This window comes from Salinibacterium sp. NG253 (genome assembly GCF_015864945.1).
Classification (GTDB): Bacteria; Actinomycetota; Actinomycetes; order Actinomycetales; family Microbacteriaceae; genus Rhodoglobus.
This window is the reverse complement of sequence record NZ_JADYWF010000001.1, coordinates 778,778-792,485: the sequence shown is the minus strand read 5'-3', so window position 1 is coordinate 792,485 and position 13,708 is coordinate 778,778. Positions and strand designations below refer to the sequence as shown.

At 62.6% G+C, this 13,708-nt stretch carries 14 protein-coding genes; 8 read left to right on the top strand and 6 right to left on the bottom strand.

The window, feature by feature from the left end; translation table 11 throughout:
• Positions 1–13 precede the first annotated feature (13 nt).
• Both coaD and fgd read left to right on the top strand, forming a co-directional pair.
• Positions 14–502: a pantetheine-phosphate adenylyltransferase gene (gene coaD, locus I6E52_RS03875; protein WP_197123952.1), complete on the top strand. Its 489-nt coding sequence runs from the start codon at positions 14–16 to the stop codon at positions 500–502.
• 18 nt (positions 503–520) lie between these two features.
• Entirely contained in the window at positions 521–1,537 is a 1,017-nt protein-coding gene (gene fgd / locus I6E52_RS03870; RefSeq protein ID WP_197155002.1) for a glucose-6-phosphate dehydrogenase (coenzyme-F420), read from the top strand.
• Between the two features lie 138 nt (positions 1,538–1,675).
• Here fgd and I6E52_RS03865 read toward each other — a convergent pair whose 3' ends face one another.
• From I6E52_RS03865 to I6E52_RS03855, 3 genes are all read right to left on the bottom strand, one after another.
• A complete protein-coding gene (locus I6E52_RS03865; protein ID WP_197123956.1) occupies positions 1,676–2,116 on the bottom strand; it encodes an Hsp20/alpha crystallin family protein in 441 nt (146 codons plus the stop codon).
• Between the two features lie 152 nt (positions 2,117–2,268).
• Positions 2,269–2,547, bottom strand: coding sequence for a hypothetical protein (locus I6E52_RS03860; RefSeq protein ID WP_197155000.1), 279 nt, complete (start codon positions 2,545–2,547; stop codon positions 2,269–2,271).
• A 388-nt stretch (positions 2,548–2,935) separates the two neighbouring features.
• On the bottom strand, positions 2,936–3,724 hold the full coding sequence (locus I6E52_RS03855) for an alpha/beta hydrolase (protein WP_307842366.1): 789 nt from the start codon (positions 3,722–3,724) through the stop codon (positions 2,936–2,938).
• A gap of 110 nt (positions 3,725–3,834) precedes the next feature.
• Between I6E52_RS03855 and I6E52_RS03850 the strand changes: the two genes are divergently transcribed.
• The 6 genes from I6E52_RS03850 to I6E52_RS03825 are packed head-to-tail and all read left to right on the top strand — an operon-like array spanning position 3,835 to position 10,695.
• The gene (locus I6E52_RS03850) at positions 3,835–4,848 is read left to right on the top strand and encodes a TIGR03557 family F420-dependent LLM class oxidoreductase (RefSeq protein ID WP_197123959.1); all 1,014 of its coding nucleotides are present in this window, start codon (positions 3,835–3,837) and stop codon (positions 4,846–4,848) included.
• A 38-nt stretch (positions 4,849–4,886) separates the two neighbouring features.
• A complete protein-coding gene (cofE, locus tag I6E52_RS03845) occupies positions 4,887–5,675 on the top strand; it encodes a coenzyme F420-0:L-glutamate ligase (protein ID WP_197154998.1) in 789 nt (262 codons plus the stop codon).
• Positions 5,676–5,713: 38 nt separating this feature from the next.
• On the top strand, positions 5,714–6,073 hold the full coding sequence (locus I6E52_RS03840; RefSeq protein ID WP_197154996.1) for a PLD nuclease N-terminal domain-containing protein: 360 nt from the start codon (positions 5,714–5,716) through the stop codon (positions 6,071–6,073).
• A gap of 26 nt (positions 6,074–6,099) precedes the next feature.
• On the top strand, positions 6,100–7,095 hold the full coding sequence (locus tag I6E52_RS03835; RefSeq protein ID WP_197154994.1) for a MoxR family ATPase: 996 nt from the start codon (positions 6,100–6,102) through the stop codon (positions 7,093–7,095).
• A gap of 11 nt (positions 7,096–7,106) precedes the next feature.
• Positions 7,107–8,477 carry a DUF58 domain-containing protein gene (locus I6E52_RS03830; protein WP_197154992.1) on the top strand — a complete coding sequence of 457 codons (1,371 nt, stop codon included), beginning with the start codon at positions 7,107–7,109 and terminating at the stop codon, positions 8,475–8,477.
• On the top strand, positions 8,464–10,695 hold the full coding sequence (locus I6E52_RS03825; protein WP_197154989.1) for a DUF3488 and transglutaminase-like domain-containing protein: 2,232 nt from the start codon (positions 8,464–8,466) through the stop codon (positions 10,693–10,695). The genes I6E52_RS03830 and I6E52_RS03825 overlap by 14 nt, the downstream gene beginning before the upstream one ends.
• 50 nt (positions 10,696–10,745) lie before the next feature.
• Here the strand turns inward: I6E52_RS03825 and I6E52_RS03820 are convergent, their stop codons facing one another.
• From I6E52_RS03820 to I6E52_RS03810, 3 genes are read right to left on the bottom strand one after another with little or no spacing between them, the layout of a single operon-like run.
• Positions 10,746–11,531 (bottom strand): ABC transporter ATP-binding protein, encoded by a 786-nt coding sequence (locus tag I6E52_RS03820; RefSeq protein WP_197154987.1) that lies wholly within the window; start codon positions 11,529–11,531, stop codon positions 10,746–10,748.
• Positions 11,528–12,538 carry a putative F420-0 ABC transporter permease subunit gene (locus tag I6E52_RS03815; RefSeq protein ID WP_197123833.1) on the bottom strand — a complete coding sequence of 337 codons (1,011 nt, stop codon included), beginning with the start codon at positions 12,536–12,538 and terminating at the stop codon, positions 11,528–11,530. The genes I6E52_RS03820 and I6E52_RS03815 overlap by 4 nt, the downstream gene beginning before the upstream one ends.
• Positions 12,531–13,535: a putative F420-0 ABC transporter substrate-binding protein gene (locus tag I6E52_RS03810; protein ID WP_197154984.1), complete on the bottom strand. Its 1,005-nt coding sequence runs from the start codon at positions 13,533–13,535 to the stop codon at positions 12,531–12,533. Before I6E52_RS03810 ends, I6E52_RS03815 begins: the two co-directional genes overlap by 8 nt.
• Between the last annotated feature and the right edge of the window lie 173 nt (positions 13,536–13,708).

The window sequence follows — 13,708 nt, the reverse complement described above, 5'->3', positions numbered from 1 at the left end:
CTATCGTGGGAGCATGAGTCGGATCGCTGTTGTTCCTGGGTCGTTTGACCCTGTCACCCTTGGCCACCTCGATGTGATTGAGCGGGCAGCGAAAACCTTTGACGAAGTGCACGTTCTCGTCGTGCACAACCCGGGCAAGACCGCGCTTTTGCCGATTGCGCAGCGCGTCTCGCTCATCGAGCAGGCCGTTGCCGACGCCCACCTCGAGGGCAACATCCTTGTAACTAGCTGGAGTATGGGCCTTCTTGTCGACTACTGCACCGATGTCGGGGCGAGTGTCATCATCAAGGGCATCCGTTCTCAAGTGGATGTCGCGTACGAAACTCCTATGGCTATCGTCAACCGCGATCTCGCCGGGGTAGAGACGATTTTCATGCTGCCGAACCCCGCTCATGCGCACGTGTCTAGTTCGCTGGTGCGCCAGGTTGCCGCGCTTGGCGGAGACGTCGCGCCCTATGTTCCGCGTTCGGTTTCTGAGTTTTTGCAAGCGCCGCGCGACTAACACCGGCACAATGGGTTTATGACACTCACCCTCGGATACAAAGCGTCAGCAGAACAATTTGCCCCGCGTGAACTCGTTGAGATCGCAGTGGCCGCAGAAGCACACGGCATGGAGAGTGTTGCGGTTAGCGACCACTTCCAGCCGTGGCGTCACGAAGGCGGACATGCTCCGTTCTCGCTGACCTGGATGGCCGCGGTGGGGGAGCGCACCAGCACGATCCGGATCGGCACGAGCGTGATGACGCCGACGTTCCGTTACAACCCGGCTGTGCTTGCTCAAGCGTTCGCGACGATGGGTTGCCTCTACCCGGGGCGCATCATGTTGGGTGTTGGTTCTGGTGAGGCTCTGAATGAAATTGCCACCGGATTCCGTGGCGCCGGTGAGCAAGAGTGGCCCGAGTTCAAAGAGCGCTTTGCTCGCTTGCGCGAATCAGTCCGTCTCATGCGAGCGCTCTGGACCGAAGATCGCGTCTCCTTCGATGGCGAGTACTACTCCACCCACGACGCGAGCATTTATGACCGCCCTGACCAGCCCATCCCGATCTATATCGCTGCCGGTGGGCCGATGGTTGCCCGCTATGCGGGTCGTGCCGGAGATGGCTTTATCTGCACCTCGGGCAAGGGCATGGAGCTCTACAACGACGCACTGATCCCGGGCGTCAAAGAGGGCGCGGCCAAGGCTGACCGCAAGTTCGAAGATATCGACCGGATGATCGAAATCAAGCTCTCGTACGACACCGATGCCGACGTTGCTCTCGAGAACACGCGTTTCTGGGCGCCACTTGCTCTCTCGAAGGAGCAGAAGCACGACATCACTGACCCCATCGAGATGGAACGTGCCGCCGATGCTCTGCCCATTGAACAGATCGCTTCGCGGTGGATCGTCGGCAACGATCCCGACAAGATTGTGGAAGAGATTCGTCCCTACGTGGATGCCGGCCTCAACCACCTCGTCTTCCACGCGCCCGGCAACGACCAGCGCCGTTTCCTTGAGCTCTTCGAGCGCGACATTGCACCGCGATTGCGGGCGCTGTAACTCGCGTTCTGACCGCAGCGGCTCGCGCGAGAGCACGGCTCTAGTGCGACAGGCTTAACGAACGATGGGCGGATGCGTGAAGCATCCGCCCATCGTTGTTGTGCGCCACCGTCGAACGCGGCGACGTTCCGGTGTCGGCTAGCTCGTGACGGCGACTTTTTCGCTTGAACGAGCCTGGTTCGCCGAGTTGGTGCTGACCTCAATCTTTCGAGGTTTTGCCTTCTCGGAGACCGGAATAATGACGCTCAAGACGCCATTGTCGTAGCTGGCGCTGATGTTGTCGCGGTCGATGCCAGCGCCAATGCTGAACTGGCGCAAGTAAGAACCGTAGCGACGTTCCTGAGAGAGCCACTTGGCTCCCTCGCGTTCGCCAGCGGTGCGTTCGGCGCGAATGGTGAGCAACTGGCCATCAACGTCGACGTCAACGGAGCCCGGGTCGATGCCCGGGAGGTCGGCGGTGAGGACGTACTCGTCGGCCTGACGGTACAGATCAACCGGCATCGGCTGGGCGCCGACGCGGGACTGGGCCGCTGCAGTGAGCCGGTCGAGTTCGGCAAAAGGATCAAATGACAGTGTCATGGGGAACCCCTTTCTCAAAGTTGAGTCACCGTGACTCAACAATCAAAAATTAGCATTCTCGACCTGAGAGTGCCAAGAAATTTCGCTTCATATTCGCTGAGAACGAAACGACCGCCGCCGGAGCGATCCAGCGGCGGTCGAGTGCGGCGAATTCAGCGGATGATGAACCGCGGATAGTTCTGCTCGGCGCGAGCTCTGGCGTGAGCCAGGCGCTCACGACGGAGCTGGTGTGCGGCCAGTAGCTCGGCCGACGCGATCAGTCGCGCACGGTGGGGCCGGCGGCTCCACGTGATGAGTGCGACGCCGAGATGCAGCGCAAGCCGGTCGATGACTCCCACGCGACGTGCTGCCGCTGGGCGCGGTCTCTCGACGGGGTCAGGTTCGGGCGGATGGGCGTGGCGGTCTTTCGAGGCCGCCAGTAGTTCGTTCATGATGGAAACTTTCGTGACAGAGAGAGGTTGCGGATGGCGCGCCAAAGCGCGCTGTTTCAGGTGGCGACCCAACGGCAACCTTCAGCGATCGCGAGTCGCCAGAGAAGGGGTGATCATCACGGTGAGTGCTGCGCAACCCTAGTGAGGGTGTGCCGACTCGTCAGTCGAACGCGGTCTCGTGATGATCGAGTTGGGTCGTGTGCTCCGTGAGCGCCGCCACCGTCAGAATCGGTGAGCAGAGAACGCTAACCGGTTAGGCGGTGAGGGTGCCGACGGAGCCGGCGGTAGTGGGGTTCTTGGTCGTAACGAACATAAACACGTCAGGCTCCTTTCAATAGTTGGCGTTTGCTCAGTGTAGGACGGGCGCTCGCAGAGGACAAGACCCTATTTAGCTGCGATGCACAGCCGTGACGATTGCTTCGGCAAGTTCAGCTGGCTTCGTGAACTGCGGCCAGTGCCCGGTGGGCAGGTCAACGAGCTCGAGGTCGTCGAGGCGTGCAAGCTCTGCGGCGAATGGCTCAGAGTCGTGCATCCATGACCGCACTTGTTCGCTCGTGAACTCACAACAAATCACTGTGGCGGGAACGCTAAACCGTGCCGGAGTCGACAGATTTTGCGGGTCGCTAGCCACGCGAGCGGGCTGCGGAATCGCCATCTCCCGGAATGTGGCCCGCAGCTCAGCGGTGAGATCAACAAGGTCTTCGTCGTCGAATACCGCCCAATCGGGCAGCGGAATCTCACCATCAATTGTCGGAAGGTCGGCGTTGATCGGCATCCCGTGGGGGAGCGGCACCGTGTCGACGTGAACGATGCGCGCAAGGCAAGTGGGACGAGCATCCGCAACAGCGTGGGCGATGGGGCCGCCACCGCTGTGGGCCACGAGCACAATGTGAGGCGCTGTTTGGCCGTGCGCTGCGTCATCCTCGCAGTCATAGTCGCGAGTGAGGCTATCGACTACGTCAACCACCGCGGCAACGTGGTCGGCCAGAGTGATGGTTGCTCGGTCGGTGTCGTTGCGGTGAAGACCGGGAAGTGTCAACGGGTGAACCGTGTAGCCAGCAGCGCGCAGCGACTGAGTAATGGGGCCCCACGATGCTTCGTCGAGCCAGAACCCTGGAATGAGGATGACGTGCATGAGCGGACTAGCGGTGCTGGTGGAAAACGCGCCCAGATTCATGCCGACTCCTCAGTGAGTAGGTCGCCCATTATCCGCTCCTCGCGACGGCAATTCAATGCTCTGTGACTCTGGTGCAGCATGACAAGCGCAATGCACGCCACAATAGACGGATGCCCGTGACAGTTGCTGCACCCCACATCGGCTACGCCGCCATGCTTGAACGGTTTCATCCGCGCGATGTGATGGCGTTCGCGCAGCATGCCGAAGCGCAGGGATTTCGCGGCGTAATGGCCGCCGACCACTACCAGCCGTGGGTTCCCCAGCAGGGACAGGCTTCGTTCGTGTGGAACGTGCTGAGTGCTCTGGGCGAGACAACGACCGGCGATCTCGGCACGGGAGTTACCGCACCCACCTTTCGGTGGCATCCGGCAATGGTCGCTCAAGCCTCGGCGACGCTAGCCGCGATGAATCCGGGACGGCACTGGCTCGGGCTCGGCAGCGGCGAAGCCATTAACGAACACATCGTCGGCCAGTACTGGCCAGAAGCCCCCGAACGCATTAACCGCATGTTCGAAGCCGTCGAGATCATCAAGAAACTTTTTGCTTCGGGTCTCGGCAACAAAGATGTGCGCCACGAAGGCCAGTTCTATCGGCTCGAATCGACACGCCTCTGGACCATGCCCGAAGTCGCGCCCGAGATCCTCGTTGCGACAGCAGGCCCCGTCGCCGCCAAGCGTGCGGGCAAAACCGTCGACGGTCTCATCACCGAAGCAGCACCCCTCGAGAAAGTCGACATGCTGCTCAAGCGATTCGCCGAAGGAGCGCGCGAAGCGGGCCGCAAGCCCGAAACTCAGAGCCGCGTACTGCGGTTGCACTTGAGCTGGGCCGAAACAGATGAGCAGGCCATGCGCAACGCGCTCACGGAATGGCCGAACGGCGGTTTGCGGTTTGCGAAGAACGACATCCGCTCACCGTTTGAGCTCGAACAGCTCGCCCGCATGGTGCGACCAGAAGACTTCGAAGGCCGGATGCCCGTGAGTGCCGATCCGGACGTGCACCGTGCCTACATCCAGAGCTACCTCGATCTCGGATTCGACCGTATCTACCTCCACAACGTTGGACGCAATCAGCGCGAGTTCCTCGACGTCTTCGGGCGCGACGTGCTGCCGGCGCTGCGCAAGTAGTGACTGCTCCCGAAATGCCGCAGACTAGACGCGTGAGAATGAGCGCATGGGCTGTGCCCGGCATCCCCGAAATTCAGTCCGGCGACAGCCTTCTTGAGGCGATTGCGGCGGCTCTCGTCGCCGACTCTGACGACGTGAACTCTGGCGGGCTTGTCGACGGCGACATCCTCACTGTGACCTCCAAGATCGTGAGCAAGGCCGAGGGGCGTTCGGTGGAAGCCGCTGATCGCGAGCAAGCCATCACCGACGAAACGGTGCGCGTGGTGGCATCCCGCGAGCACCCCAACGGCGTCACTCGCATTGTGGAGAACCGTCTCGGGCTCGTGATGGCGGCGGCAGGCGTCGATTCCAGCAATACCCCCGATGGCATCGTTTTGCTGCTCCCTCTCGATCCCGATGCCACGGCTCGTGACCTCTGCGCCGGGCTCCGCGAGCGATTCGGGGTGACGGTCGGCATCGTCATCACTGACACCGTGGGCAGGCCTTGGCGCAAAGGGCAGGCCGACATTGCGATTGGCGCGGCGGGCATCCATGTCTTGGATGATTTGCGTGGAACCGCGGATGCTTCGGGTCGCCCGCTTGCGGTCAGTGTCACAGCGCTCGCCGATGAAGTTGCTGCCGCGACAGATTTGGTCAAAGGCAAGGCCGGGGGATTGCCCGTTGCGGTCCTTCGCGGCCTTGGCCAGCACGTCGCTGATCTCGACGCTCCCGGCGCACGTTCGCTCGTTCGGTCCGGCCCCGAAGACATGTTCAGTTTGGGCACGAAAGAGGCGTGGATGGCGGGCTTCGATGAGGCGTACAACACCGTCGAAACTAAAGAAGACTAATACTCGACTGTACGTGAGATTACCTCTACGATGAGCAGATGGGGAGTCTCATTTCGCTCGCGTACTTCGCGTTGCTCATCGCGGTCCTGATCGACATCATCCTGATCGATGAATCGCGCATCAAGCATCTCGGCAAGGTCACCTGGATCTTTCTCGTGATCTTCATGCCCTTCATTGGCAGCATTCTCTGGTTTGCTATCGGCCGCGAGCACCAGTCCACCGCCCCCAGATATTTGCCCTTTGGTGCCCCCGAGCGTCGCGAACACCAGTCGTCGATGCGGCCAAGCTCGACCGAAGAAGAGATTGCGAAGCTCGATGCGGAGATCGAATACTTTCAGCGCCAAGAAAAGATCCGTGCCCTTGAAGATGAACTGCGCAAGCGTAAGCAATTGCCGTAGTGGAAGACCGGTGTAAGACTCGACCCATGGATGCCCCTACCTCCGGGTCACTACCCGACGACGTGTTCCACGATCACTGTGCCGCCATTGTGCGCAGTATTTCGACCGTGATTGATGGCAAGACGGAGGCCGTGCGATTGGCGCTCACGGTGTTGCTGGCGGAGGGTCATCTTCTCATCGAGGATGTGCCCGGGGTCGGTAAGACCATGCTGGCGAGAGCCCTGGCGCGCACGGTCGACAGCACCGTTTCTCGCGTGCAGTTCACCCCAGACTTGCTGCCGGCAGACATCACTGGTGTCTCGGTCTATAACCAAAACACCCGCGAATTTGAATTCAAGAAGGGTCCTGTTTTCGCCAACATTGTGATTGGCGACGAGATCAACCGTGCAAGCCCCAAGACGCAGTCGGCACTACTCGAGTGCATGGCCGAGTCGAGTGTCACCGTCGATGGCACGACCTACGAACTTGAGAGCCCGTTCATCGTGGTGGCGACGCAGAACCCCATCGAGATGGAGGGCACCTATCCGTTGCCCGAGGCTCAGCGCGACAGGTTTATGGCCCGAATTTCAATGGGATATCCGGATGCCGCAGCCGAGCTGGCCATGTTGCGGTCACGGGAGCTGACAAGTCCGCTGGATGCTCTTACCCCGGTGGTCTCGGTGTCGCAGTTGCGCGAGCTCATCGCGACCGTACGCCGCGTCTTCGTGAGCACTGCCGTGGAGGAATATGCCGTGGCGATCGCTCAAGCAACCCGCCGCGACCGTGAAGTGCGGGTGGGTGCGAGTCCCCGCGCGACGCTGCATTTGGTGCGCGCGGCAAAGGCGCGAGCCGCGATTGACGGCCGCGACTTTGTTCTTCCGGATGACATTGATGCGCTCGCTGTGACGGTGCTGGCCCATCGGATGATTCCTGCTCGTCACACCGGTGACACTTCGGCACTGCTCTCTGGGCACTCAATCGCGGATGTCATCGAGCGCATCGTGGCCGAGACTCCGGTGCCGGTGCACGCGGCCGCATCCTAGAGACAGCTGTCATGGCCCGCGACGTGCTGCTGCGATCCATTCGCATTGTGATGGGTGGTGCCCGACTGACGAATCGCGGCGCGACCTTCTTGGTGGCGGGCGGCGTTGCACTGGGTGTGGGTTTTGGTGCCGGTATGCCGATTTTGTTATATGTCGGGTCTTTTGCCCTGGCCTTGCCGACGGTGGCGGCATTTTTCGTGCGGAGGCACGCGGCGGCGATGACGGTTACTCGTCGTTTTTCGTTCCCGGTGGTCGAAGCGGCAAGCACGACGGCTGTGACGCTGCGCGTCGATAATCAATTGCGGCGTGCGACGGCCGCGATGCGGTGGCGCGATGGTCTTCCGTGGCACCCGTGGGTGACCGAGAGCGGTTGGCTTCCGCGGTTGTCGGTGAAGACGGGGGCGGGCAATGATCGCAGCGCCGCGCAATTGAGTTACACCCTCACCCCGACCACCCGCGGAGTCTTCGATGTCGGGCCGCTCGTGGTCGAAGCCTCTGATCCTCTTCAACTGGCGTGGGGTGCCTGGAGCGTGGGCGCTGCAACACTGCTCATCGTGACGCCGCAAGTGGTGCAGTTCGCGCCGACAGCGCTGTTGGCGCAGTCCGGAGATGGCGAAGCACGGGTCGTGCAACGTCGTGCCGCCGGTGACGACGATGACGCGATGACGCGCGAGTATCGTCGGGGCGATGCCATGCGTCGCGTGCACTGGAAAGCGTCCGCTCGCCACGGCAGTCTCATGGTGCGTCAAGAAGAGCAGCACAGCTATCCGCAGGCCCGCATCATTGTCGATACTCGGCTGGTCGGCTACCCCGATGCCAGCCGCGCCGCCGTGATTCGCACGCCTTCCGGTTCTGCTGTTGCGTCGGCGCACAGTCCTCGATTCGAGTGGGTAGTGAGCATGCTCGCGTCGGCTGCCGTGCAGCTACGGCGCGAGGGTTTTCTCGTGAGCATTGTTGAAACGGGGCAGTCTCAATTGACGGATGCGGCTGTCCTGCACCGCAGGTCGGCGGCGGAGCAGGAGCTGCTTACTCGGCTCGCGGCGATAGCGCCCATCGATTCGCCCGCCGCGTGGTGGACAGATTCTGCAGCGCGCGCTGCCACGTCGGTGCCCACGATCGCGTTGGTCGCGAATCCTGATGCTGAGACCGTTGACTTTCTCGCAGCTCAGACAACCGGCGCCGGGCTTGCCGTTGCGTTCGTAGTGGAATCGTCGTCCAGTTTCGGTGACCGTGAGCGTGGGGGCACCGAGAAACGTGCGCCGGTTGCTGATCAGTTGCGCACCGCAGGGTGGAAGGTCATTTCGGTTCGTTCCTACGACGATGTCGCCGACGCCTGGAACCTGTTGGTTTCGGAATCTAAGGTGCTCCGTGAGCACGACTGAGGCGGCGAGGGTCGCGAGCGTAGCGAAGCACTATCGCCGAGTGCGACTGTGGTCGATTGCGGGTGTTCTAGCCTTGGCGACGGGCGTTGCGGCGAGCAGTCTCGGGGCAGTGCTAGCCGAGGGTGCCTGGTGGTTCCCCTTTATGGCCGTGGTGGTGGCGGTTCTGGCGTCGGGCGCCGCCTTCCGCAGTGTGAACTCGCGAGCGTGGCTTGGCTCGGTGGTCGCGGCCGCCGGTGGGCTGGTCTCGCTCGTGCTGATGTTCGCGCCTCAGACGGCCACCCTCGGCATCATCCCGACGGGAGATACGGCCTCGCGGTTTGGTGAACTGGTGACGCAGGGGCAAGCCTCCATCGCGGTACAGCGTTTTCCGGCTGATGCGTTTGTGGGGATCGTCTTCCTGATCTGTCTCGGTGCGTTGGCCGTGGCCGTGGCCATGGATGTCGCGGCGTTCGTGCTGCAGAAACCAGCGTTGACCGCCATCCCGCTCACTATTCTTCTTCTGGTGCCGAGCTTTGTGCGCACCGAATTGCACGATGCGTTTGTCTTCGCCGCAACCGCGATCGCCTATGTTGCGGTGCTCTTGGTGGCATCCTCGCAGAAGAACACTCGTTCGGCGTGGCCGCTGATTTCGGCCGCCCTAGTGCTGTCTCTCATCGTGCCGGTGGTGCTGCCGAGCGCTGAACCAGCGGAGCAATTGGGGAGCGGGCAGGGTCTCATCTCCACCGGGGTGAACCCGATCATCAACCTCAGCACTGACCTCCGCCGAGGCATTCCCTTGCGAGCATTGACCTATGCCTCTGAGGGCGGCGGGGAGTACCTTCGCGTGGCCGCGCTTGACGTGTTTTCGGAGGACACTTGGGAGCCGTCGGAAAACGAGCCAACAGCCGCTGGCAGCGTCACCGAATTTCCGATAGCACCCGGTCTGAGCGACGAAGTGCCGCGGGAGGAGAAGGTGCTGCAGGTCGAGATTGACCGCATCCGGGGAAAGCTCTTGCCGGTGCCGTATGCGACGGCCAACATTAGTGGGCTTGAGGGCGACTGGTCGTGGGAGCCAGACGGGCTCACGGTATCGACCGACGACTCGAACTCTCGTGGCCAAAACTACGAAGTCGCGTTCGTTTCGCCCGCGCCCTCGGTCGAGCAACTGGAGGCCGCCCCGACGACGCTACCCGATGGGTTTGAGCGCTATCTTGAGCTGCCGGAGACCCTTCCGAGCATCGTGACTGAGACAGCCGACGCTGTGACGCGCGGCGAAACGACTCGCTTCGATCAGGCGTTGGCGCTGCAGTCATTCTTTGCCGACGGTGACTTCACGTATTCAGAAGATGCTCCCGTCGCCGAGGAATATGACGGTTCCGGCGCCGGTGTTCTTGGCGAGTTTCTCACGGCGAAGAGCGGTTACTGCGTTCACTTCGCTTCTGCGATGGCCGCGATGGCCCGCAGCCTAGAGATCCCATCGCGAGTGGTGGTCGGGTTCACGCCCGGCGAACGAATCGCGGATGACTCGGACGAACGACGCTTCCTCGTGTCCACCGACAATCTGCATGCGTGGCCTGAGCTCTATTTCCCGACCATCGGGTGGATCCGTTTCGAACCGACCGTCTCGGTGGGAAGCGCTCCACGTTTCGCCCAAAGTGTTGAAGATGACCCCAACACGCCGGATGTCGATGAATCGCAACCTGAGCCCGTAGCAACCCCAACGTCGACCTCCCCAGCGACGCCTGGTGCCCGCCCCGATCTGCCCCTCGATGAAGACTCCTCCGCGGCAACGCCCAACGGCGTCGAGATCTCACCGTGGTGGTGGCTCGTGCTCGCCTTGCCTGTGCTTCTGCTCATTCCAGCCCTCGTGCGGGTCACCCGTCGGGCTCTACGATTGGCCGCCGTGAGGCGAGGAGAGACCGGCACAGCCTGGCGTGAAGTGCGCGACACCGCAATCGATCTCGGCTATCCGTTGAGCGCGACAGCAACCCCGCGGCAACAGTTCGAGCACCTCGCCGAGCACCTCGCCGAGCACCTCGGCGACTCCGGGACATCCGCGCTCAGCTCCTTGCTTGGGCAGGTTGAGGCGAGCGCTTTCAGCCCGCGACCCGAAACCGTGCGTGCGGGAGCCGTGACGAATGTGCTCGCCGCGCTGCGAGCATCCGTTGGCTGGCGTGGGCAACTTCGGGCTGCACTGGCTCCGCGCACGGCGTTTAGTCCCCGAGACCGTCGTGGTTAGATCACAAGCGGGCTAGATCTCGGGTGGGTTAGATCTCGGTTGGGTTGGGGCTACGCCGGGCTGAACCCGATGACAGGCTTGCCCGTGACCGGATTGCGCAGGATGGATGCCGTGACGCCATACACGTCAGCGATCAGCTGTTCGGTCAGCACCGTATCGGTCGCGCCTGCCGCCACGACGCGGCCCTGGGACAACACAATGATGTGGTCGCAGTAGCTCGCCGCGAGGGAGAGGTCGTGCAGCGCGGCCAGCACAGTCACGCCCGTGGTGCGCAGGCTCGACAGCAGTTCGAGCACGGCGAGTTGGGCCGCGATGTCGAGGTGGTTGGTCGGTTCGTCGAGGGTCAGCAGCTGTGGTTCTTGGGCGAGGGCGCGGGCAAGCATGACGCGTTGCTTTTCGCCACCAGAGAGGCTCTGGAATTCGCGTTCGCGGAATGCGGTCATTTCCACGGTCTCGAGGCTTGCCGTCACGACGGCAGCGGATTCGGGGGAGTCAGCCTCCCACAGTGACTGGTGGGGCAGACGCCCGAGCTTCACGACCATGTCGACGGTGAGGGAGGAGTCGGTGGTGGCGTCTTGTTCCACGAACGCGGCAAGGCGCGCGCGTTGGCGACGCGGCATCCCGAGCAGGTCGGCGTTGCCGAACGTGACGGTTCCGGATGCCGGAGCCTGCACGGCGGTCAGGGCCCGCAGCAGTGTGGATTTTCCGGCACCGTTTGGCCCGACGAGAGCGCTGAGGGAGCCTCGCGCTACCGTGCAGTCGACGTCGTCGATGAGCAGGGTGCCGTCGATAGTGACGCGGATTCGTTCGGCGACAAGGCCGGTGTCGTCACTCATGTTGAGCTCTTTCGCCGGGTGAGGAGGAACGCGAAGATGGGGGCACCGATCATGGCGGTGACGATGCCGACGGGAATCTCGCGCGGGTCGAAGAGTGTGCGCGCAAGGGTGTCGGCCCAGACGAGAAAGACGGCGCCGAGGAGGGCGCTCAGGGGGAGCAGGGCGCGGTTCCCTGGCCCTACGAGCAGTCGAACGGCATGCGGCAGGATGAGCCCCACGAAGCCGATCGATCCGCTCACCGAGACCATGGCGCCGGTGACGAGGGCGGATGCAGCCAGCAGTCCCCAGCGGGTCGCGCTGACGTTCACTCCGAGCGACGCTGCCTGCACGTCGCCGAAGGCAAAGGAGTCGAGCAGCCGTCCCGTAAGCATCACGGGGACTCCGATCACGATGATGGCAACCATGGTGATGCCGACCGCAGGCCAGCGGGCTCCGCTAAGGGAGCCGAGCAGCCACGACAACACTTCACGGTAGGAGTCGCCGTCGACGCTCCAGAAGATGACAAAGCTTGTGACTGCCGAGGCAAGCGCCGAGACGGCGATGCCGGCGAGCACCGTGCGCGACGGGGTGATTGCACCGAGGGATCCTGCCAACAGCAACGTGAGGGTGAGCGCGAGCAACGCGCCTGCAAAGGCGGCAAACGGAAGTAACACGGCGGCGCCAAGCACAATCACTGACACCGCGCCCAGAGCCGCGCCCGATGACAGCCCGAGCAGATACGGGTCGGCGAGTGGGTTGCGCGTAATTGCCTGCATCACCGCACCGCTCAGCGCGAGCCCCGCACCCACCGCCGCAGCGGTGAGCACGCGAGGCAAACGCAACTGCCACACAATGCCATCCCGCAATTCTGTGAGCGGGCTCACTCCGATACCGAGGTGGCTGCCAATCGAGCGCCAGACCTCATCGAAGCGGATGTCGGCAGGGCCAATCGTCACCGCGATGGTGATCGACACAAGAAGTGCGATCCCCAGCGCGGTGCCGAAGGCGAGCGGAGAAACTTTAGCCATCGAGCTCCGCAATTTGAGCCGACAGGCTTTCGGCGGCTTCAACACTGCGCACGCCGGCCTCGCTCGCCGCGAACGGCACCACGAGGTAACGGCCAGCCTTCACAGCGCTGAGGTTCGCGGTGGCGGGGTTGGCCTCAAGCACGTCGATCTTGCTGTCTGCGGTGTTCCAGGCGGCATCCACGAGCACAATGAAGTCGGGGTCGGCGTCAACGACGGCTTCCCAGTTGAAGGGAGCCCACGTCGAGTCGAGGTCTCCAGCGATGTTGGTGAGGCCAACAGTGTCGAGCAGCAGTTGCGGTGCTCCGATGCCGGCGCCGACGTAAGGAGTGTCGGATCCCGAGGAGAACCAGAGAGCGGTACGGGAGTCGCCATTGGCATCGATCGCGGCCAGTTGGGCCCGCTGTTCATCGACGATCTCGGTGGCATCCACGCGGAAGATCGAGGCAACCGTCTCGATATCGCTGAAGACGTTGTCGAAGCTGAGCTGTTCAGGCTGTTCTGCGCTTTGGCAGGCCGAGGGAGCCACGAAGGTGTTGATGCCCAGAGAAGTGAGGTCGGCGCGCTCGCCGGCGCCGTCAGCGCTGAACGTTGATTCCCACCCGGCAAAGACAAGGTCGGGCTCGAGATCGAGAACGGCTTCTTCGCTCGGAACGCGCTCCGCGATCGAGGTCAAGCCCGCAGCATCGGATGCCCATTGTTCGGGCACAGGGCCGTCCTGAAACGCAGTTCCAATGATGCGATCGCCGAGGCCGAGCGCCAGAAGCATCTCGGTTGTTGACGACTTGATCGTGATGACGCGCTCGGGAGCGGAGTCGAAGGTCACATCGAAGCCACAATTGCTGAGCTCAACCGATTGCGTCGCAGCATCGGGCGATGTGGCGTCGGTCTCGTCAGCGGCAGCAGTGCATCCGCTCAAGGCAAGAACAGAGACACCTGCCAGCAGCGCGGTGCGAGAGAACGCGGAACGGGACAAAACGGAACGAGACAGTGCAGACATGGAGCCTTCCAAGAAACGGGTGGATGGGCGCGAGAATGCGCCACAAAGAACGAAAAGTGTTTCGAGAAGACCGGCAGCCCAATCCTGGGCAAACCAACCACGCCATACCAAGCGCACGGGTCTGTCGCACCAGTCTAGAGAGGTACAAACCCTCCTGCCTACACCGACCCACA